Annotated in this window: 21 protein-coding genes, 1 tRNA gene and 1 riboswitch; of the genes, 9 read left to right on the forward strand and 13 right to left on the reverse strand. The window is 58.1% G+C overall.

Annotation, left to right across the window (positions count from 1 at the left end; genetic code table 11):
* Complete coding sequence (locus RCJ00_RS01725; RefSeq protein ID WP_316219876.1) at window positions 1–1224, forward strand: DUF1501 domain-containing protein; 1224 nt, start codon at window positions 1–3, stop codon at window positions 1222–1224.
* A gap of 96 nt (window positions 1225–1320) precedes the next feature.
* Here RCJ00_RS01725 and RCJ00_RS01730 read toward each other — a convergent pair whose 3' ends face one another.
* From RCJ00_RS01730 to RCJ00_RS01765, 8 genes are all read right to left on the reverse strand, one after another.
* Window positions 1321–1692, reverse strand: a complete 372-nt coding sequence (locus RCJ00_RS01730; protein ID WP_316219877.1) for a nuclear transport factor 2 family protein — start codon at window positions 1690–1692, stop codon at window positions 1321–1323.
* Between the two features lie 37 nt (window positions 1693–1729).
* On the reverse strand, window positions 1730–3277 hold the full coding sequence (gene guaA / locus RCJ00_RS01735) for a glutamine-hydrolyzing GMP synthase (protein ID WP_316219878.1): 1548 nt from the start codon (window positions 3275–3277) through the stop codon (window positions 1730–1732).
* A gap of 3 nt (window positions 3278–3280) precedes the next feature.
* Window positions 3281–4603: an RsmB/NOP family class I SAM-dependent RNA methyltransferase gene (locus RCJ00_RS01740; protein WP_316219880.1), complete on the reverse strand. Its 1323-nt coding sequence runs from the start codon at window positions 4601–4603 to the stop codon at window positions 3281–3283.
* A 9-nt stretch (window positions 4604–4612) separates the two neighbouring features.
* Window positions 4613–5005 (reverse strand): MAPEG family protein, encoded by a 393-nt coding sequence (locus RCJ00_RS01745; protein ID WP_316219881.1) that lies wholly within the window; start codon window positions 5003–5005, stop codon window positions 4613–4615.
* A 37-nt stretch (window positions 5006–5042) separates the two neighbouring features.
* Entirely contained in the window at window positions 5043–6500 is a 1458-nt protein-coding gene (gene guaB, locus RCJ00_RS01750) for an IMP dehydrogenase (protein WP_316219882.1), read from the reverse strand.
* A gap of 95 nt (window positions 6501–6595) precedes the next feature.
* Complete coding sequence (locus RCJ00_RS01755) at window positions 6596–6940, reverse strand: SMR family transporter (RefSeq protein WP_316219883.1); 345 nt, start codon at window positions 6938–6940, stop codon at window positions 6596–6598.
* Window positions 6941–6970: 30 nt separating this feature from the next.
* Window positions 6971–7039: riboswitch (guanidine-III (ykkC-III) riboswitch) on the reverse strand.
* A 48-nt stretch (window positions 7040–7087) separates the two neighbouring features.
* Entirely contained in the window at window positions 7088–7423 is a 336-nt protein-coding gene (locus tag RCJ00_RS01760) for a DUF1523 family protein (RefSeq protein WP_316219884.1), read from the reverse strand.
* Window positions 7424–7511: 88 nt separating this feature from the next.
* On the reverse strand, window positions 7512–8231 hold the full coding sequence (locus tag RCJ00_RS01765) for an RlmE family RNA methyltransferase (RefSeq protein WP_316219885.1): 720 nt from the start codon (window positions 8229–8231) through the stop codon (window positions 7512–7514).
* A gap of 94 nt (window positions 8232–8325) precedes the next feature.
* Between RCJ00_RS01765 and RCJ00_RS01770 the strand changes: the two genes are divergently transcribed.
* From RCJ00_RS01770 to tgt, 6 genes are all read left to right on the forward strand, one after another.
* A complete protein-coding gene (locus RCJ00_RS01770) occupies window positions 8326–8679 on the forward strand; it encodes a hypothetical protein (protein ID WP_316219887.1) in 354 nt (117 codons plus the stop codon).
* An 87-nt stretch (window positions 8680–8766) separates the two neighbouring features.
* Complete coding sequence (locus tag RCJ00_RS01775) at window positions 8767–9231, forward strand: peptidylprolyl isomerase (protein ID WP_316219888.1); 465 nt, start codon at window positions 8767–8769, stop codon at window positions 9229–9231.
* A 92-nt stretch (window positions 9232–9323) separates the two neighbouring features.
* Entirely contained in the window at window positions 9324–9749 is a 426-nt protein-coding gene (locus RCJ00_RS01780; RefSeq protein WP_316219890.1) for a hypothetical protein, read from the forward strand.
* Window positions 9750–9857: 108 nt separating this feature from the next.
* Window positions 9858–10280: a hypothetical protein gene (locus RCJ00_RS01785; protein WP_316219891.1), complete on the forward strand. Its 423-nt coding sequence runs from the start codon at window positions 9858–9860 to the stop codon at window positions 10278–10280.
* A 44-nt stretch (window positions 10281–10324) separates the two neighbouring features.
* On the forward strand, window positions 10325–11383 hold the full coding sequence (queA, locus tag RCJ00_RS01790) for a tRNA preQ1(34) S-adenosylmethionine ribosyltransferase-isomerase QueA (protein ID WP_316219892.1): 1059 nt from the start codon (window positions 10325–10327) through the stop codon (window positions 11381–11383).
* A complete protein-coding gene (tgt, locus tag RCJ00_RS01795) occupies window positions 11380–12498 on the forward strand; it encodes a tRNA guanosine(34) transglycosylase Tgt (RefSeq protein WP_316219893.1) in 1119 nt (372 codons plus the stop codon). Before queA ends, tgt begins: the two co-directional genes overlap by 4 nt.
* A gap of 64 nt (window positions 12499–12562) precedes the next feature.
* Here tgt and RCJ00_RS01800 read toward each other — a convergent pair whose 3' ends face one another.
* A complete protein-coding gene (locus RCJ00_RS01800; protein WP_316219894.1) occupies window positions 12563–13078 on the reverse strand; it encodes a hypothetical protein in 516 nt (171 codons plus the stop codon).
* Window positions 13079–13511: 433 nt separating this feature from the next.
* Between RCJ00_RS01800 and RCJ00_RS01805 the strand changes: the two genes are divergently transcribed.
* Window positions 13512–13588, forward strand: a tRNA-Lys gene (locus RCJ00_RS01805).
* Between the two features lie 173 nt (window positions 13589–13761).
* On the opposite strand, the gene hspQ is transcribed toward RCJ00_RS01805, so the two are convergent.
* The gene (gene hspQ / locus RCJ00_RS01810; RefSeq protein ID WP_316219895.1) at window positions 13762–14094 is read right to left on the reverse strand and encodes a heat shock protein HspQ; all 333 of its coding nucleotides are present in this window, start codon (window positions 14092–14094) and stop codon (window positions 13762–13764) included.
* A 281-nt stretch (window positions 14095–14375) separates the two neighbouring features.
* Between hspQ and RCJ00_RS01815 the strand changes: the two genes are divergently transcribed.
* The gene (locus RCJ00_RS01815; protein WP_411267515.1) at window positions 14376–15566 is read left to right on the forward strand and encodes a Ppx/GppA phosphatase family protein; all 1191 of its coding nucleotides are present in this window, start codon (window positions 14376–14378) and stop codon (window positions 15564–15566) included.
* A gap of 48 nt (window positions 15567–15614) precedes the next feature.
* Here RCJ00_RS01815 and RCJ00_RS01820 read toward each other — a convergent pair whose 3' ends face one another.
* The 3 genes from RCJ00_RS01820 to gyrA form a co-directional block, all read right to left on the reverse strand.
* Window positions 15615–16511: a peptidylprolyl isomerase gene (locus tag RCJ00_RS01820; RefSeq protein WP_316219897.1), complete on the reverse strand. Its 897-nt coding sequence runs from the start codon at window positions 16509–16511 to the stop codon at window positions 15615–15617.
* A gap of 52 nt (window positions 16512–16563) precedes the next feature.
* The gene (gene coaD / locus RCJ00_RS01825; RefSeq protein WP_316219898.1) at window positions 16564–17046 is read right to left on the reverse strand and encodes a pantetheine-phosphate adenylyltransferase; all 483 of its coding nucleotides are present in this window, start codon (window positions 17044–17046) and stop codon (window positions 16564–16566) included.
* 95 nt (window positions 17047–17141) lie between these two features.
* Window positions 17142–19946, reverse strand: coding sequence for a DNA gyrase subunit A (gyrA, locus tag RCJ00_RS01830; RefSeq protein ID WP_316219899.1), 2805 nt, complete (start codon window positions 19944–19946; stop codon window positions 17142–17144).
* Window positions 19947–19951 lie beyond the last annotated feature (5 nt).

The following is a 19951-nucleotide window of genomic DNA, read 5'->3' on the forward strand; positions in this document are numbered from 1 at the left end:
ATGATCTCACGTCGCGCCATGTTGCTGGGGGGCGGCCTGTCGGTCGCGACCCTTAGCGGTCTTCATATTTCGGGCCGCGCCTTGGCGGCGCCCGATACGGGCACAAAGGTCATGGTGGTGTTTCTGCGCGGCGCCTATGACGCTACGTCGATCGTCATTCCGACAAGCAGTGATTTCTATTACCAGTCGCGACCAACCATCGCCATTGCAAGGCCCGATCCGGGCAATGCCAAGGCGGCGCTGCCATTGGACGCCGATTGGAGTTTACACCCAGCTCTGAGCGACAGCCTCTATCCGCTCTGGCAGGCCGGCCAACTGGCCTTCGTCCCCTTCGCCGGTACGGACGATACGAGCCGCAGCCATTTCGAAACCCAAGATAGTATCGAAATGGGCCAGCCCCTGACCGGCGCACGCGATTATAAGTCCGGTTTTCTCGGACGCATTGCAACAGCGCTCGGCAACCATGTTCAGCCCATTGCCTTCAGCCAGGATGTCCCTATCATCTTCCGGGGCGGCGACACGCCCGTCCCCAATCTCGCTGTCAATTCGATCGGCAAACCTGCCTTCGATCAACGCCAGCAAGGTCTGATCGAGGCGATGTACAACACGCCGCAGGCGGCACAAATCGCGCCCTTGGCGGGTGTGCATACCGGATTTTCCGTCCGGCAGCAGGCCTATACGGCGATGCAGCAGGAAATGACGGCGGCCAGTCGCGGTGCCGTGGACGCGACAGGCTTTTCTCTGCAGGCCCAGCGTATCGCGGAGTTGATGCGTAGCGGCTATAACCTTGCCTTCCTCGACGTCGGTGGCTGGGACACGCACGTCAACCAAGGCAATGCGGACGGTCAGCTGGCAGCAAAGATAACAGACCTCGGTCGCGGGCTCGCCAGCTTCGTCAAATCCAGCGGATCTGATTGGGACCACACCACGGTCATCGTCATTTCCGAATTCGGCCGCACCTTCCGCGAAAACGGAGACAAGGGCACGGACCACGGCCACGGCAGCGTATATTGGGTGATGGGTGGTTCGGTGCGTGGCGGGCGAATAGTGGGACCGCAAGTCAAGATTGCCGCCGATACCTTGTTCCAGAAGCGCGATCTGCCGGTCTTGACGGACTACCGCGCCCTAATCGGTGGGATGATACAGCCCCTGTACGGATTCAATGCGACAACAATGGACACCATATTCGCGGGGGTAAAGCCCGTGAATTTAAATCTGTTGTAAACGCCGGATTGGCCTAGTCATGCGGCCGCCTTCGAAATTGGACCATTTCCCGTCTGACGACACGCAAAAACCTAGACACGGTCGATACGTCTGCTTTCAGGTAATGACGGTCCCTTGGTGAAAAACGATCTGCCAAGTCTCACCCGATTTCCGCCAAAGCGTCGTTCTGCGGGTGCGCCGGTCTGGTTGCAACAAAACATAGTTGAGTTGGTAAAGGCCTTCGCTTAGTTGACGGATAGAAAAATCTGAACACGACCAATTATCAGGTTCCGGCGTTTTATATCGCTCCAGCAGAGTTTCGATGACAAAGCTGCGATCGTAACTCTTGCCGCTGGCGCCAATTTCCCAGAAGTCGTCTGCCGTCATGTCGAGAAGAGCTTCGCGACTTATGCCAAACTCCCGACGATGGAAGATCGGCTCGCGAGAACTGAGTTCAGCGAGCACTTGATCAAGGTCGAATTTCAGCATTCGTCCGTCTCACCGTTTGGTTTCAAGATGCTCGCGGTTATTCCCACTCGATGGTGCCGGGCGGCTTGGAGGTCACGTCATAGACGACGCGGTTGACGCCCCTCACCTCATTGACGATTCGGGTGGCGCAGCGGCCAAGGACCGGCCAGGGGAATTCGTAGAAATCGGCCGTCATTCCATCCGAGGATGTCACTGCGCGCAAGGCCAGCACATCTTCGTAGGTGCGCGCATCGCCCATAACGCCGACCGTCTTGACCGGCAGCAGGACAGCGAATGCCTGCCAGATGTCGTTGTACAGGCCTGCCTTGCGGATCTCATCGAGATAGATGGCGTCGGCGTCCTGCAAGGTCTTCACCTTTTCCGGCGTCACTTCGCCGGGAATGCGAATGGCCAGACCTGGCCCTGGGAAGGGATGGCGGCCGACAAATTGCTCGCTGAGCCCCAGTTCGCGGCCAAGTGCACGCACTTCATCCTTGAACAGCTCGCGCAACGGCTCGACCAGTTTCAGCTTCATGTAGTCCGGTAGACCACCGACATTGTGGTGCGACTTGATGACTGTGGACGGTCCGCCATGCGGCGATACGCTTTCGACGACGTCCGGATAAAGCGTCCCTTGGGCCAGGAATTCGGCGCCATCGATCTTGGCGGCTTCTTCGTCAAATACGTCGATGAACAGCTTGCCAATCGTCTTGCGCTTGACCTCCGGGTCAGCGACGCCAGCCAGCGCGCCCAGGAACTTATCCTGAGCCTGAACGTGGACCAGCGGAATATTGTAATGGTCGCGGAACAGGGAGACGACCTGCTCGCCTTCATTCTTGCGCAACAAACCGGTGTCAACGAAGACACAGGTCAGTTGTTCGCCAATGGCTTCATGAATAAGAACGGCCGCAACCGACGAATCGACACCGCCGGACAGGCCGCAAATGACTTTGCCAGTCCCCACCTGCGCCTTGATGCGCGCCACCATCTCCTCGCGGAAGGCGGCCATCGACCAGTCGCCGCTAAAGCCGGCGATTTCGAACAGGAAGTTACGGATCATGTCGGTGCCGCGCCGGGTGTGCACCACTTCCGGGTGGAACTGCACGGCGTAAAACCGACGTTCTTCGTCGGCTATGGCGGCGAACGGCGCGCCTTCGGAGGTGGCGATAACATCGAAGCCGTCCGGAATGGCCGTCACGCGATCGCCGTGGCTCATCCACACGGTTTCCTTGGCTTCCAGCCCCTTAAAGATCGGAGATGCCTTGACGACGTCGATTTCAGCCCGGCCGAATTCCCGGTCGTGGCCGCTTTCGACCTTGCCGCCCAGCAGTTCACACATCAGTTGTTCGCCATAGCAGATGCCGAAGACGGGTATCCCCAACGTGAACAGTTTGGCATCGATGCGCGGACCGGCGTCAATGACGCTGTGCGGCGATCCCGACAGGATAACCGCCTTGGGCCGAAGGCTGTCGATTTTATCGGCGGCCTTCGTGAAGGGATGAATCTCGCAATAGACGCCGCATTCGCGGACGCGGCGGGCGATCAACTGGGTGACCTGCGAGCCGAAATCAATGATCAGGAGCGTTTCGTGGTGCGGCAAAGCCATGTCTTACTGGGTCCGTGTATAGGCGGCGATAAAGAAGCCGTCGGTCTGGGTGGTATGTGGTGTCAGGGAAAGGCGGTGGCCGGTTCGGGCCAGTTTGGTGAGACGCGCGGTGTGATCGATGTATAACCCGCCGTGTTCAAGCAGGGTATGGATCGGCAGGGCATCGAAGAAGGGATGCGCGGCTTCGAAAGCATCGGCCGTGCGGGCATTTTCATCGTCCAGCACCGAGCAGGTGACATAGACCAATCGCCCGCCGATTTTGACGCATTGCGCGGCCCGGTCGAGAATCTGGGTTTGGAGCGTATGCAAGGCAGCGACCTTGTCTTCGCTTAGGCGGTGCGCCTCTTCCGGATGCCGTCGCCAGGTGCCCGAGCCCGAACACGGCGCATCGACCAGGAGCAGGTCGGCCCCTTTCAGAACTTCAAGCTGCGCCGTATCGTCCGGGTCGAAGAAGTGCATAAAATGTGCCGATGCACCCGCCCGCAGCAGGCGCGGCTCAATCGCTTTCAGGCGCTTTTCAACCACGTCGCAGGCATAGATGTCGCCGTTACCGTCCATCATCTGGGCCAAGGCCAGGGTCTTGCCACCGCCGCCGGCGCAAAAGTCGACCACCTTCGCCGCCCCAGGCAGAAGTCCCGCCCCGGCGATAAAGGCCGCCAGTTGCGACCCTTCGTCCTGAATTTCTATCTGGCCGCTTTGATAGATGTCGAGCTTGACCAGATTGGGCGGCGGCTCGGCGCTCAGACGAATGCCATATTTCGAAAACGGCGTCGGTTCCGGCGATAAACCGTCGGCTTCCAGAGCTTCGATCATCGCTTCGCGCGTCGTCTTGTTGCCATTGACGCGCAGGTCTATGGGCGCGCGCGGCATCATCAGGGCTGTCGCTTCCGCCGGCCAATCCGCACCGAACTGGGTTTCGAAACGCGATACGACGAATTGCGGCAAACCGGTCGTCACCCAGGCCGGGGCTTCGCCCTCGCCGCCCTCCAAACGCTCGCGTTCGGCCTGGCTTAAGGCCTTGGGCCCATACCCTTCACCGCTGAACAAGACTTCGATCTCAGGAATGGACAGCCCATCGACCAGCGACAGCGACGCCAGCACAAGCGCGCGTCCTGCTCCGCGCTCATCGGCCTGCATGGCCCATAGCAGACGTTGCTTGCCGCGAAGGCAGCGATAGACGCGATCGGCGATGGCGCGTCGGTCTTTTGATCCCGCGTAACGATTGGCCTGCCCCCATTGCTTAAGCACGGCTTCGGCAGTCGCACGCGTTCCCGACAACTGATCGAGGATCTCAATAGCGGCTTGCAGGCGGGCGGCAGGGGTCAAGTCAGGTCCTTAGGTAAAAAGCGTGTACAGGCACATGAGGATGCCAATCAGGGAAATAATCCAAACCAGCGATCGCACACCGGTTACGCCGAAGGCATAGAGCGGGATATAGACGACACGCGCGGCCAAATACATACGCGCCCCCCACATCGATATGTCGGATGACTTTCCGGCGAACGCCAGGGCGATGACAACAACCGCAAAGAACGCAAAGGTTTCCATGAAATTGCTGAACGCCCGATTGAGGCGTCCGGCCATCGGTCCGGTGTCAAAGGGCGTATCCCGCGGGCCGGCATTCCATTGGGCGTAGCCCTTGCGCGACATGGCCGCTATCGGTGGCAATCCGACCTGAATGATGCCCAGCACAGCGGCAAGGACCAGTATCCAAAGCTCATGAGTCATATCTGTGTCTCCCTTCAGCGACTGGCCCACGCACGCTTTATTGACGGTAATTCGGCGCTTCCCGCGTGATCATGACGTCGTGGACATGGCTTTCACGCAACCCGGCGCCGGTGATCTTGACGAAACGCGCACGCGCTTGGAATTCATCGATCGTATGCGCGCCGACATAGCCCATGGACGCTCGCAAGCCGCCCACCAACTGATGGATAACCGGCGAAATCGGTCCCTTGAACGGCACTTGGCCTTCGATGCCTTCGGGCACCAGCTTCATGGTGTCGCGCACTTCCTTTTGGAAATAGCGGTCCGCCGATCCCGACGCCATGGCGCCGACCGAGCCCATACCACGATAGGATTTGTATGAACGCCCCTGATACAGGATGACTTCGCCCGGCGCTTCTTCAGTCCCGGCAAACATCGACCCTAGCATGGCCGATGAGGCACCGGCCGCGATTGCCTTGGCCAGATCGCCGGACAGCTTGATGCCGCCATCAGCGATGATCGGCACGCCGGTCCCTTCGGCAGCGCGGGCACTGTCGATGATGGCAGTCAATTGCGGCACGCCAACACCGGCGACCATGCGCGTGGTGCAGATGGACCCAGGACCAATGCCGACCTTAACCGCGTCAGCGCCTGCGTCGATCAGGGCACGCGTGGCGTCATAGGTCGCGACATTGCCTGCAATGATCTGAACCTTGTTGGTTTCCTTGCGCAGGCGTGACACAGCCTGAGACACCAGGATCGAATGGCCGTGGGCGGTGTCGATAACCACCACGTCGGCACCGGCCTCAACCAGCGCCATCGAGCGCTCAAAGCCGGCGTCGCCGACCGTCGATGCGCCCCCGACCAGCAGGCGACCTGCGCCGTCCTTGGCCGCCAGCGGGTAGGCCTGGCTCTTTTCCATGTCTTTGACCGTGATCAGGCCGACCGCATGATAGGCCTCATCAACGACAATAATGCGTTCGATCCGGTGCTTGGCCATCAGGCCGCGCGCCTTGTCTTGGTCGATGCCTTCGCGAACGGTGATCAGGTTTTCCGTCGTCATCACTTCGGCGGCGATTTTGGAACCGTCGCTTTCAAAGCGGATGTCACGGTTGGTCAGGATACCGACCAACTTGTTGGTCTCACGCTCGACAACCGGAAAGCCAGAAATATGCTTGCGCGCGATGATATCCCTCACCTCCGCCAGCTTGGTGTCTGGATGGATGACAATCGGATTGATGACCATGCCCGACTCGAAACGCTTGACCGAGCGAATTTCGTCGGCCTGTTCTTCAACCGTCAGATTGCGGTGGACAATACCCATTCCCCCGGCCTGCGCCATGGCGACGGCTAAGCGCGCTTCGGTGACCGTATCCATGGCCGAAGAGACCAGCGGGATATTGAGCGTCAATTCGCGGGTGAATTTGGTTTTCGTATCGACCTGAGTGGGCACCACGTCCGAGGGACCGGGCTCCAGCAAAACGTCGTCGAAGGTTAAGCCTTCGCGTATTTCCATAAGGAACTCTCCATTTTGCGGGTTGTTCCTATGGGAATCGAACGGCTACGTAAAGACCTTCAAGGAAAATATTTGTTTCAAAGGTCACGGCGCGATCACGCAGAACCGCCCGACGTCGCCTTCAAGCCAACAATTGCGCATAAAAGCATGGCAAGAAAAACCACACGCAGTGGCGTGACGGCCTCATGAAACACAAATATGCCGAGGATGGCCGCCCCCAAGGCGCCTATACCGACCCAGATCGCATAGGCGGTACCGATCGGCAGGGTTTCCACAGCCTTGGCGAGCAGAAACATGCTCAGTGCTAAGGTAACGACGGTGAATATGGAGGCTGCGGGCTTGGTAAAGCCCTGGCTGTACTTAAGACCTATAGCCCAGCAGACTTCGAACAGCCCGGCAGTGATAAGGCATACCCATGGCAAGGGAAGAAATGACGACATTGCAATCACGCTCTTTTGTCAAAAACAAACAGGCGTCGTCTTGTCTTAACCGGGTACGGCGCGTCTCGTCCGGGCAGGACCGAAATAACAGGTCCCTATCGTAAAGCCAAGAAGATACCGCCCTGCCACCGCATAGGAGCCGAAAAGCTAAGAAATTTTTTCGGCCTTGGTGATATTCTTATACATGGAAAACACCGGAATCCGGAAACCGTAATAGCTGATGCGGAAACGCCCCGTCTGGATCAGCTTCCCCTGGATATCGGAAGAATTGAACTTCAGGTAAGCCGGGCTGTCGACATTCTTGTAGGTTTCGTCGGTAGTGAAGACGAGATAGACGTCTTTCACCTGCCCGTGGTCCTTCATGACTTTATGATCGACGCCGGTCACTACAACATCCTTAGAGCCATGCGTCCAGTAGGGAACGGTCCAGATCGCCAGAAAAACCAGCACAACGACAATAAAGGCAGCAAGCAGCTTTTTCATGGCCCCTCCAGGTTGGTGGCAATCCTAATCCTGCCGGTACATTGCGACAACCAAATTATCAGCCCCCGAAATTATGAGCCCCCAAAGATTATGAACCTCTGTAATTTTGGGCGACAATATAGATTTCCGTCGAACCGGCGCGGCTAGATTTCGGCTTGAAATGCTTCACCGTGTCGAAGGTGTGCTTTAGCTTAAGAAGCAGTTGCTCGGTTTCGCCCCCCTGAAACGCCTTGGCGACAAACGTGCCGCCAGGTTTCAGATTATCAAGCGCAAAATCCCCGGCCATTTCAAGAAGGCCCATAATCTTCAGGTGGTCGGTCTGCTTATGCCCGACCGTGTTGTGAGCCAGGTCCGACAGGACGACATCCGGCTTCCCCCCCATCATTTCCATCAGACGTGGGCCGATGGCGGGGTCGGTGAAATCCGCTTCGATCATTTCCGCGCCTGCGATCGGGTCAACCGGCAACAGATCGACGCCGACGACATGGGAGGCGCCGCGTTTGATAGCAACCTGCACCCAACCACCCGGCGCACAGCCCAGATCGACCACGCGAACCCCTTTGCGCAGGAAATGGAATCGCTCGTCCAATTCGATCAGCTTGAAGGCAGCGCGCGAACGCCATCCTTCGGCCTTGGCCTTCTGGACGTATGGATCATTCAGTTGCCGCTCCAGCCACTTCGCCGAAGACTGGGTGCGAAAGCGCGCTGTCTTGACCGCCGTGTGCCCCTTGGCTCGGCCAGACAGATTGCCGCCTTCCGGCGGCTTGACCATGCGGCGGCGGGGTTCATCTTGGGTATCGTCATTCATGACCGGCTCTATACTTGGTTTTACCGGATTTGCGGAAACTATTTTTTCCTTACGCGCGTCACTGCTATGAACCGGTGAACAGAAAGGACCTGTCATGCGCAAAGCCATCCTCCTCTCCGCCCTCGCCCTATTGGCCGCCTGTTCCCCACGCGAAAAGCCGGCGGACGTAGCCACCCCGGCGGAGGCCTCGCAGATGAACGAAAAGGCATCCGTCAACGCCGTTGCTATGAGCGCCATCCCGCAGAGATTGGCGCCCGACAGCACCTGCCTAGCTCAAATCGGCAAGGCCGCGGCCGACCACCTCGTCAAACGGTGCATCCAGGTCTCACCGGCCACTCATCCGCCCTGTAATGTTCAAAACCGTTGCGAAATGATCCAGGACGAAATCGACCGGTCCTGCGCCATGTATGGTCCGGGCGAGAAAAAGCCGGACGAATGCGCCGGATAAGTACCGCGCACAACACCAACCAGTTTTATTTTGCAATTCCGCGACCGAGCCCCTATGTCAGGCGCATCCAAACCAAAGGAGACATCCATGTCCGACGATCCCGAAAACACCCTGATCCTGACGCTGGACACCGGTCCGGTCACCATCCGCCTGCGCCCGGACCTGGCGCCGAACCATGTCGCCCGCATCAAGGAATTGGCGCGTGAAGGCTTTTACGACGGCATCGTCTTCCATCGCGTCATCCCGGGCTTCATGGCTCAGGGTGGTGACCCTCAAGGCCAAGGCTTCGGCGGCTCCGGCAAGAAGCTGAAGGCGGAATTCAACAGCGAACCGCACGTCCGCGGTGTCTGCTCGATGGCCCGTTCGCAAAACCCGGACTCCGCCGACAGCCAGTTCTTCATCTGCTTCGATGACGCCCGTTTCCTCGACAACCAATATACCGTCTGGGGACAAGTCACCGACGGCATGGAAAATGTCGATGCCCTGCCCAAGGGCGAGCCGCCCCGCACACCGGGAAAGATCGTTTCGATGAAAGTTGCCGCCGACGCCTAATTCGGTGCGCCTATAAAGCCTTCGTTAAACTCATTTACGCTACGGTCAAATCTATCAGAGGTAGTACCCGCTGTAGCGTAAATGAGTATATCATGAGTACCAGTAGCCGGCCCCATCTTCGCCTGACCGTCGATGTTGATAATCTGATTTTGGTCATACGCCTGTATCGCTGGCGCGAAGAGTGCGATGAAGCGCCCGACTTAATTGGGCACCTGCGCCGGGTACCTCAACCCTGGAACTATAATGTCCTGCTCGACTTTCGTCGCTTCACTGGCGAGATAAACGAGTCGGATATCTCGACCATTCTGGCGCGTTGGCAAAAACTCGACTGTCCTGAAACCCCATATCCGCCCCTGAGCAGGCAGTTGGCCGTGGTTAGCTCCGACCTGTCCTTACGGTCCCTACTGCTGCCGCATGTCGATGCGCTCGCACATCGTCGCATCGGTTTTTTCGATACATTCGACGAAGGTCTAGACTGGCTTAAGGCGCCGCCGCTACCGCTACGTCTGTCGGCCTGAAAACGCCACCCCACCATTGCCGCCACGTCAACTAAACCTTAAGGGGGACTCTGGTAGGTCACGACTGTACAGACGTCTATTAAAGCGTCAGTCTGCTGGGAACTTGCTATGGCCCGCTCACGCGTCACCTTGTCGATAGACAACACGACGAAGATCATGACGATCCGCTACATCGGCGAATTAGGCGGTGAAGACGTAAACAACACCATGATGTTGCAACTCCTCGACATACCGGATGCGTGGACCTACGACAGCATAATTGACATGCGCCGTTTCGACGGCACCATCATGACGACGGAAATTGAAGACCTAGCCACGCGGTGGAACGGACTGGCACAAGGCCGCGATGCCGGCACCTTTACTGCCATTATCAGCGATGATGCGTTGGTTCGCGCCCGTTTATCTATAACGCAGGGCTTGTTTCCAACGCGCACCCTGGCGAATTTCAATACGCTTGACGAAGGGCTGGCGTGGCTTCGTGCCTGCCGTGATGAAGTCGCGCGCACGCCCGATAGCGATTTGACGGTTTAGTTTAAGTATTGACCTGATCGCCATTTCCGCGTTTGAGACGCGGCATGCTAATTTCAGATTTCGATTTCGACCTCCCCGAAGACCGCATAGCCTTGCGGCCGGCTGAACCACGCGAGGCGGCAAAACTGCTTCGCGTCGACGGCAGCCGCCTGACTGACAGTCATGTCGGGGATATTGCCGACTTTTTGCTGCCTGGCGACGTTCTGGTCGTCAATGACACCCGCGTCCTCCCGACCCAGCTTGACGGCGTTCGCCTCCGCGACGACAGCACGGTCAGCATCGAGGCTACCCTCGTCAAATCTACGGGACCGGCGCAGTGGCAGGCTTTCCTGAAACCAGGTCGAAAGGTCAAGCCGGGCGATAACTTGCTTTTCAAAAGCGATGATGCGGAGTTGCGCGCCCTCGTGTCGGCAAAGGACGATAACGGACTATATACGCTCGATTTTTATCATAGTCCGCAGGAACTTTTGGAACGCCTGCACGTCGTCGGCGGCATGCCCCTCCCCCCCTATATCCGTTCCAAGCGGCACGAGGACGAACAGGATAAACGCGACTATCAGACGATATTCGCCACCGACGAAGGGTCGGTCGCGGCGCCTACGGCCGGCCTGCACTTCACACCAGCACTCTTGGAAAAGCTGGATGCCAAGGGCGTGTCCTTCGTCCGTGTAACCCTGCATGTCGGTGCCGGCACCTTTCTGCCGGTAAAGGTCGAGGATACCCGTGACCACGTCATGCATGCCGAGTTTGGCGTTGTGAGCGAAGACGCCGCTACGCGCATCAATGCTGCCCGCGCCGCCGGAAGTCGGATTATCTGCGTTGGCACGACCTCCCTGCGCCTTCTGGAATCGGCTTGCGATGCGCAAGGCACCATTCGCCCATTCAGCGCCGAGACGGCCATATTCATAACGCCCGGCGTTGTTGTTCGATCCTGCGACCTGCTGATCACCAATTTCCACCTGCCCAAATCAACGCTCTTCATGCTTGTTTGCGCCCTTGCCGGCACCGAGAACATGAAAAAAGCCTATCGCCATGCCATCGATACAGGCTACCGCTTCTTTTCCTATGGCGACGCGTCGCTGCTGACCAATATATCCAAATGACCGCTTTTCCGTTTCAAATTATCGCTTCCCAAGGCCAGGCCAGGACGGGTGTGCTTAAGACACCGCGAGGCGATATTCCGACACCGATTTTCATGCCGGTGGGGACCGCCGCCACGGTCAAGGCTCTGACGCTCGATATGGTGAAACAGGCGCATGCCAAGATCATTCTGGGCAACACCTATCATCTGATGCTGCGCCCAACTGCTGAACGCATAGCGCGGCTTGGCGGCCTGCATAAATTCATGGGGTGGGAGGCGCCGATTCTGACCGACAGCGGCGGCTTCCAGGTTATGAGCCTGTCCAAGATATCCAAGGTCAAGGAAGACGCGGTCACATTTGCTTCGCACATAGATGGTTCGAAGCACATTCTGTCGCCGGAACGGTCGATCGAAATCCAGGCAGATTTGCTGGGCTCCGATATCGTCATGCAGCTTGACGAATGCGTATCCTACCCGGCAGATGAAAAGCGCGCGAGAGAAGCGTTACAGTTGTCAGCCCGCTGGGGCCTGCGTTCCAAAACGGCGTTTGGCACGCGCGATGCCCAGGCCCTGTTCGGTATTCAGCAGGGCTCCACCTTTGAGCATCTGCGCCGCGAATCGACGGAGCGCCTGCTCGACATCGGATTCGACGGCTACGCCATCGGCGGATTGGCAGTCGGCGAAGGCCACCAGGCTATGTGCGACACGCTGGATTTTTGCGCACCGATCCTGCCATGGGACCGGCCGCGCTATCTTATGGGCGTTGGCAAGCCAATTGACCTTCTGGAGGGTGTTGCGCGTGGCGTCGACATGTTCGACTGCGTGTTACCGACCCGCTCAGGCCGTCATGGCCAGGTTTGGACCTGGGATGGCCCGCTCAATTTGAAAAACGCGCGTTTCGCCGAAGACGACGCGCCATTAGACGCGACAAGCGACTGCCCCGCCAGTCGGGACTACTCAAAGGCGTATCTGCATCATCTGGTCAAGGCGGAGGAAATCCTCGGCCAAACCCTGCTGAGCTGGCACAACATCGCCTTCTTCCAGGCCCTTATGATTCGCATGCGTGCCGCCATCGCAGACGGCACGTTCGACGCCTTGCGCACCGACCTCCGCAGCCGATGGACGACCGACGCATAATTGCGCTACCCGGGCGAGATGACCTCCCACTCGGCGTCATCTTGCCCCGGTCAATGACATCAATTTACCGACGTGTTTTCTTGCGCGGCTTGTCCGGCACCTTGATGGGCTTGGGTTTTCCCGAATTACCATCCGAATAGGTGTCGGTATAGACGCGCGGCACGAACCATGACGGCGCCGCCGGTGGGGCGCAATTCTTGTTCATGCCCACGCCCTTAAGATAGGCGCGGCGAACCTTGCCCGCCTGAATAGCTGTATCCATTTCCTTCTGGTGACGTTGTGCGCCGGTGACTTGCCGGACCAGGCCACGGAACGGAATAATACTACGGGTCGCATTACGAACAGAACCGCGCGCCGCATCGCCCGCCATGGAGCCGCCTTTTTCTGTCAGGGTGCGCGTGTCAGCCGGCGGCGGCGGCTCGTCGAAATCGGCACCAAGCAGACTGTCCAGCTTAATCACCTCTGCCGCAATCGCATCACAACCGTCCAACCCCGTCAGGTCATAGGGCTTAACCACAGCCCGCGACAAGATTTCAGGAATGTCGCGCTTGCGCAAATTCAGGTCTTCTAGGGGAGCCATAACGGCGTCCCCCCAACTGTCATTTTGATCGTCGGTGCTGGACCTCACCGCCTGCGGATCCTTGGCACGGCCGCGGCTGTCAGGCGCGCTGCTGGTCTCTGGGTACGTACCCGCCGGATTGTAACGTGGCTTGGACGCGCAGCCGGACAAAAGCGCTCCGGCCGCCAACGCGATTACCGCGCAACTTCGGAGACATTTGTCTACCGTTACGCCAGGCTTCATCAAAGTCCCCCTCACCACTTCAAACCACCAATGCCTTTTTGGAGGCATTGACTTACCCCGTTATAGCCTATTCCGCACATAAAAAAACAATACCAAAAAAAAGCGTCTTTTTTCAACGCCTCGCGCTTGCGAAAACAAAAACTCCCCTCTATGAAGAGCGCATGTTTGATCCACTCTTTTTAAAAGCGGGTCAAGCGTGACTTATCTTCATGAGCCCGTAGCTCAGCCGGCTAGAGCATCTGACTTTTAATCAGAGGGTCCTGGGTTCGAGTCCCAGCGGGCTCACCAAGTCTTTCCAAGATTTGCGTGACATTTTCATGGCGATAAACTTACAAGTCCTTATCCTACATATCGGCTGCAGGACATGAACGGGAACTGAACCGTTCGATAGCCAGCTCTTACGAGCGGTAAAGAATTGCTTCCGATTGTGGCTTAAATTGCTTTCCCGAAACAGATACGCTTTAGTTAGCCATACGCTGCTTGGGGAGGTAGCGACCGTTCTCGAACCGTTCGAAAAGAAGTTTGGTTTGCGGATGCTGAAGCGGCTGGCCGGTATCGTCGGGACATAGGTTGCCCTCGGACGCATAAGCCACGTAACAATTCTCACCATTGGTGGCCAGCAAATGATAAAATGGCTGGTTCTTCTGCGGCCGTACGCTTTCCGGAATCGCCAGCCACCATTCGTCCGTATCGGAAAATTCCGGGTCGACATCGAAAACAACGCCGCGGAAGTCAAACAGGCTGTGCTTGACCACCTGACCGATGCCGAATTTTGCTGACCGTTGTTCTGGCATGGAACGATTCGAAACCTCCGCTCTAGTCGCCCCTATCAGACCGTAAAGCGCGCCGTTGCGCACTGGCCTTCCCCACTTGGTTGTCACGCGTCACGCATTTTCATGAACCGCGCTTGTGGTTTGTTTTAAAACCGTGGGAGCTATTGCATTCGACAAAATTATCGGTTGGCATGAACACCACCCCCGCCTAGAGTAAAACTCAAAGGATGGCTGCCACGACAAAAGTTATGGCTTTCAACATGGTGTTGGACCGCCGTCCATCTAATAGCGGGGTATGAGCCATGTATCGGGCTCCCTCAAAAGATCGGCGGCGCGTGACGCCTGCCGGCCAAGGCCGGGCACCGGGCGATGTACCGGCCCGGGGCGGCGATTCCCAAATCATCTATGCGGCCCTCGATCTCGGGACCAATAATTGCCGCCTGATGATAGCCACCCTGCATAACTCCCAATTTCGTATTATCGAAGCGTTTTCCCGTATCGTGCGGCTGGGGGAAGGCCTCGCACACTCTGGCCGTTTGCATGAACGTGCCATGGAGCGCGCCTTGAAAGCGCTGAAAATCTGCGCTGAAAAAATCGAAAAGCGCGGCGCGGCGCGGATACGAGCCGTCGCGACTCAAGCCTGCCGCATAGCTCTCAACGGCCAGGAGTTCATCACGCGCGTCGAGCGTGAAACCGGATTGAAGCTTACCATCATCACGCCAGAGGAAGAAGCCCACCTGTCCGTCGTCGGCTGTGCCTCGCTATTGGACGGGCGTGAGGTCACGCCCCAAGCCCGTGCCGCACTGGTCATGGATGTTGGAGGGGGATCGACAGAGCTGAGCTGGGTTGAATTGGCCGACGATGTGGCCGCTTCATCAACGACAAGCTTGGTCGACGCGCAAACCACGGTCCAGAACAACGCGTTGCGCATGGCCCGGCGATTGCCCAAGCCACGCTACTGGATATCCCTTCCCATAGGCGTCGTGAACCTTGCAGAGCGCTTTCCCGAGCCAAGTAATGGGGATACGCGCCAATGGTTTGAAAGCATGGTCGAAGAGGTCAGCCGTTCGCTGCGCGATTTCGATGCACCTGAGAGCCTGCGCGGTCATTTCGATTGCGGTGAAGCCTACATTGTCGGTACCTCCGGTGCGATTACCTCTCTGGCCGGCATGCACCTGCGCCTGGAGAGATATGATCGTTCCAAGGTCGACGGCCTGTGGATGGGCCACGACAACGTGCAGGCGGTCATTGCACGTCTGATCGAACTTGGTCCTTCCGGGCGCGAACTTGAACCCTGCATCGGTAGGGATCGTGCGGATCTGGTGCTCGCAGGGGCTGCCATCCTCGAAGCCGTCCAGCGCCTTTGGCCTTGCCAGCGCCTGCGCGTGGCGGATCGCGGCTTACGCGAAGGCTTGCTGCTGTCGATGGCGAAGAAGAAAACACGCCGCCGACGCCGCAGAGGCCCCCATCGTCCCGCTCAGGCCACGGCGTAGGCCATTGCAAAAAAAGCGCCGATGAGCACCGGCGCTTTTTTTCGAAACTTAACGTCCAGTCGGCACCGCAGTTGATGCCGGCGTTGCCTTCGCGTCGGCCGCAACGGGCGGCGGGTTTAGCAGTTTGGTTGGAACAGTCACATCACAGGCGGAGAAGTTTTCGCCCTTGTCTTTACGGACCGCGTCCAGAACCGCTTGGAATTGCGGCGATGCTGTATCCATGATTTCGACTTGCGGACGGTCGGCCTCAGGCATATCGGCCAATAGACGCACCGTCGTCATCTTGTCCGGGTTAACCGGCGGCTCACCAATCTTCAGCTTACGCACCACGTCGAGACCGTAGATGACCACACCGACAGGGGTATAGTGCTTTTCAAGATTGGCGTTGGCACCACGCATGAGAAAGAATTGGCTGTTGGCCGAATCCGGGGAATTGTCGCGCGCCATGCCAAGGACGCCTTGGCAATACAGCCCCCACGCCGTTGTCTTGCCGTCAGCGGTAATGGCCGCCAGTTCATTGACCTGGCTTTGTACAGGCATGGCGCCGACAAAACCGATCAGCGAGCCTTTTGGCCGCGTCGCGACCGTCAGCGGCCAGCTTGGATCATGCCGCAGGGTGAACTCGCCCTTCACGTCGGGCAAGGTCGAACCGCCCATGCCGGTACCTTTCGGATCGCCGGTCTGCGCCATGAAATCTTCGATGACGCGGTGAAAGATGATACCATCATAAAAATGCTGGCGCGTAAGGGTTACCAGGCGCTCAGCACTTTGCGGTGCAATATTGGGATAAAGCTCGACGATGACGCGTCCCTTGGTCGTATCAATGACAAGCGTATTATTAGGGTCGGGCGCCCGATAGCCCGGGTCGAGCGCAAAAGCCGATGTCGCCGCCATCAAAGCCGCTATCGCCCCCGCCCAGAGCGCCTTCTTTTTCAAACCCGACATCAAATTTCCCGTCTCTCTACTTGTGCCCCGCCACACCGCAGGACGCGGGCAGCTATGTTTTGACCTTCCCCAGAAGGCGTTCCGCCACACTGGGAGCCACAAACGGCGCGATATTGCCGCCCAATTGGGCTATTTCTTTGACCAAACGCGAGGCAATTGCCTGATGTCGCGGATCAGCCATCAAAAACACCGTTTCCAGATCGCGGTTAAGCTGCTGGTTCATCGCCGTCATCTGGAATTCGTACTCGAAATCTGCCACCGCGCGCAAGCCGCGAATAATGACGCCCGCACCGACCTCTTGCGCGAAGTACATCAAAAGGCTTTCGAACGGCCGCACCTCGACCCTGTCACCCAGATGCGCCACCTGTTCGCGCACCATATCCACGCGTTCATCGATGGTGAACATCGGCCCCTTACCGGCGTTACGCGCTACGCCGATGACCAGTTTATCAACCAGCTTGACCGCGCGGCCGATAATATCGCTATGGCCGTTGGTTATGGGATCAAATGTCCCCGGGTACAGGCCAATTCTCATACAGCGCCCTTTCCGCCTTAGAGGCTGTCCCGACCCAAACCGGCCGGAACAGCCCCCAACATCTAATAGTGCCCGAACTCCCGCAGCACTCAGAATCAGCTTGCGTCGGAGGGCGCAATGACCTCGTCCGGTGAACCGCCCTCATCCTCGCCCGAATCGACAATCCGTTCGACCGAAACAACCTTCTGACCTTCGGAGGTTCGGAAGATGGTGACGCCCTGAGTATTGCGGCTAGCGACGCGAACGGTCGTGACATTGGTACGGATCAGTTGCCCGCCCGATGTCACCAGCAACAAACCGTCACTGAGGTGAATCGGGAACGAAGCGACCAGACGCCCGCCCCGCTTGGACAGATCCATGGCCGTAATGCCCTGACCACCGCGGCCCGTACGGCGATAGTCGTAAGACGACGTACGCTTGCCAAAGCCGTTGTCAGACACCGTCAGAATGAATTCTTCGGCGGCCGCCAGTTCGGCGATACGATCCGGTGTCAGGCTCGCCTCTTCGCTGCCCTCTTCGCCGTCTTCCTCGGCCGGCGCAGGTGCATCCTCGCCCTCCTCGGCATTGGCAGCGGCGCGCTGCTGAGCTGCATATTTCAAATAAGCGGCGCGCTCTGCCGGGCTGGCATTGACACGTTTCAGGATGGCCATGGATATAACCGTGTCGTCGCCCAGAAGGCGAACGCCCCGCACGCCGGTCGAGTCGCGTCCCTTGAAGACACGGACTTCGTCGACCGCAAAGCGGATCGAACGGCCGCCGGAAGTGGACAACAGAACGTCCTGGTCTTCTGTGCAGATGGCGACCCCTACAATGGCGTCTCCGTCTTCCAGCTTCATCGCGATCTTGCCGGCTCGGTTGACGTTTACGAAATCCGACAGCTTGTTGCGTCGGATATCGCCGGCCCGCGTCGCGAAGATAATGTCCTGACGTTCCCAGGCCGCCTCATCTTCCGGCAGCGCCAGAATATTGGTTATGGTCGCGCCAGTATCCAGCGGCAACAGGTTGACGAACGCCTTGCCCTTAGATTGGGGATTGCCTAGCGGCAAACGCCAGACCTTTAGCTTGTACGCCTTGCCAGTGGACGAGAAGAACAGCATCGGCTGGTGAGTCGTTGCGGAATAGACACCCGTTATGGCGTCCTCATCCTTCATCGCCATACCGGAACGGCCCTTGCCGCCACGATGTTGCTCACGATAGGCCGCCAACGCCGTGCGTTTGACATAGCCGGAGTGCGTAACCGTAACGACCATATCCTCACGAGGGATAAGGTCTTCGTCCTCGATATCGCCTTCGCTGTCCAGAATGACCGTACGGCGCGGCACGGCAAAATTCGCGCGAACTTCAAGAAGTTCGTCACGAATGATCGCAACAATGCGTTCCCGTGAGCCCAGAATGGCGAGGTATTCGGCGATGGCGTTGGCCAATTGACGGGCTTCGTTGCCAATTTCATCGCGGCCAAGGCCGGTCAGTCGCGACAGCGTCAATGCCAGGATAGCGCGGGCTTGTTCGTCCGTAAGGCGGACGGACGAATCTTCCAGCACAATCGAACGCGGGTCGGCGATCAGATCGATCAAAGGCGCCATGTCACCCGACGGCCAGGTACGGCTGGACAGGCGTTCGCGCGCTTCCGACGGATCTGCGGATGACCGGATAATATGGATGACTTCGTCGATATTTGCGACGGCTATCGTCAAACCGACCAGCACATGGCCGCGATCACGTGCCTTGTTCAGTTCAAACCGGGTGCGACGAACAACCACCTCTTCGCGGAACTCGAGGAAGATTTCGAGCAGCTTGCGCAGGCCCATCTGCTGCGGACGGCCGTGATTGAGCGCCAGCATATTGACGCCAAACGACGATTGCAGCGCCGTGAACCGATAAAGCTGATTGAGAATCACATCGCCCGAGGCATCGCGCTTTAGCTCAATGACCATGCGCATACCCTGACGGTCGGATTCGTCGCGAATATCGGCAATGCCTTCGATCCGCTTTTCGCGCACCATGTCGGCAATATGTTCTATCAGAGTCGCCTTATTGACCTGATAAGGCAATTCGGTAACGACAATACCTTCGCGATCCTTGCGAAGGGTTTCGACGGTGGCCTTGCCGCGCGTCACAACCGATCCGCGGCCCGTCATAAGGGCTTGGCGGGCGCCGGCGCGACCAAGGATTTCGCCGCCGGTCGGATAGTCCGGTCCGGGAACGATATCAAGTAATTCCTCCAGCGTAACGGCTGGATTATCGAGCATGGCGATACAGGCATCGATCAGTTCGCCCAAATTGTGCGGCGGAATGTTGGTCGCCATGCCGACAGCAATGCCGCCTGCCCCATTGACCAGCAGATTCGGAATGCGTGCCGGCAGAACCGTCGGCTCTTCTTCCTTACCGTCGTAGTTTGGTTGAAGGTCGATCGTGTCCTGTTCGATGTCTTGAAGTAGGGCGACGGCCGACGTCGCCATGCGACATTCGGTATAACGCATCGACGCCGGCTGATCGCCATCGACCGAACCAAAATTGCCCTGGCCGTCGATCAGCATCAACCCCATCGAGAAGGGCTGGGCCATACGTACCAGAGCCATGTACACAGATTGGTCACCGTGCGGGTGGAAACGGCCCAACACGTCGCCAACAACACGGGCGCATTTCGAATAGGATTTGTTGGGCTGCATGCCTAACTGATGCATTGAATACAAGATACGGCGGTGAACAGGTTTCAGCCCGTCCCGTGCGTCAGGCAAGGCACGAGACACGATCACGCTCATCGCATAGTCAAGATATGACCGCTTAAGCTCGTCCTCGATGGAGACGTGACTGATGCCGGGCGGTAACGGGCTCGCTGGCACGTCGCGCGGTTCCTGATCTTCTGGTCCCTGACCTTCGCCGGATGTGGTATCGTTCATATATT

It is taken from the genome of Asticcacaulis aquihabitans (assembly GCF_032490435.1).
Classification (GTDB): domain Bacteria; phylum Pseudomonadota; class Alphaproteobacteria; order Caulobacterales; family Caulobacteraceae; genus Asticcacaulis.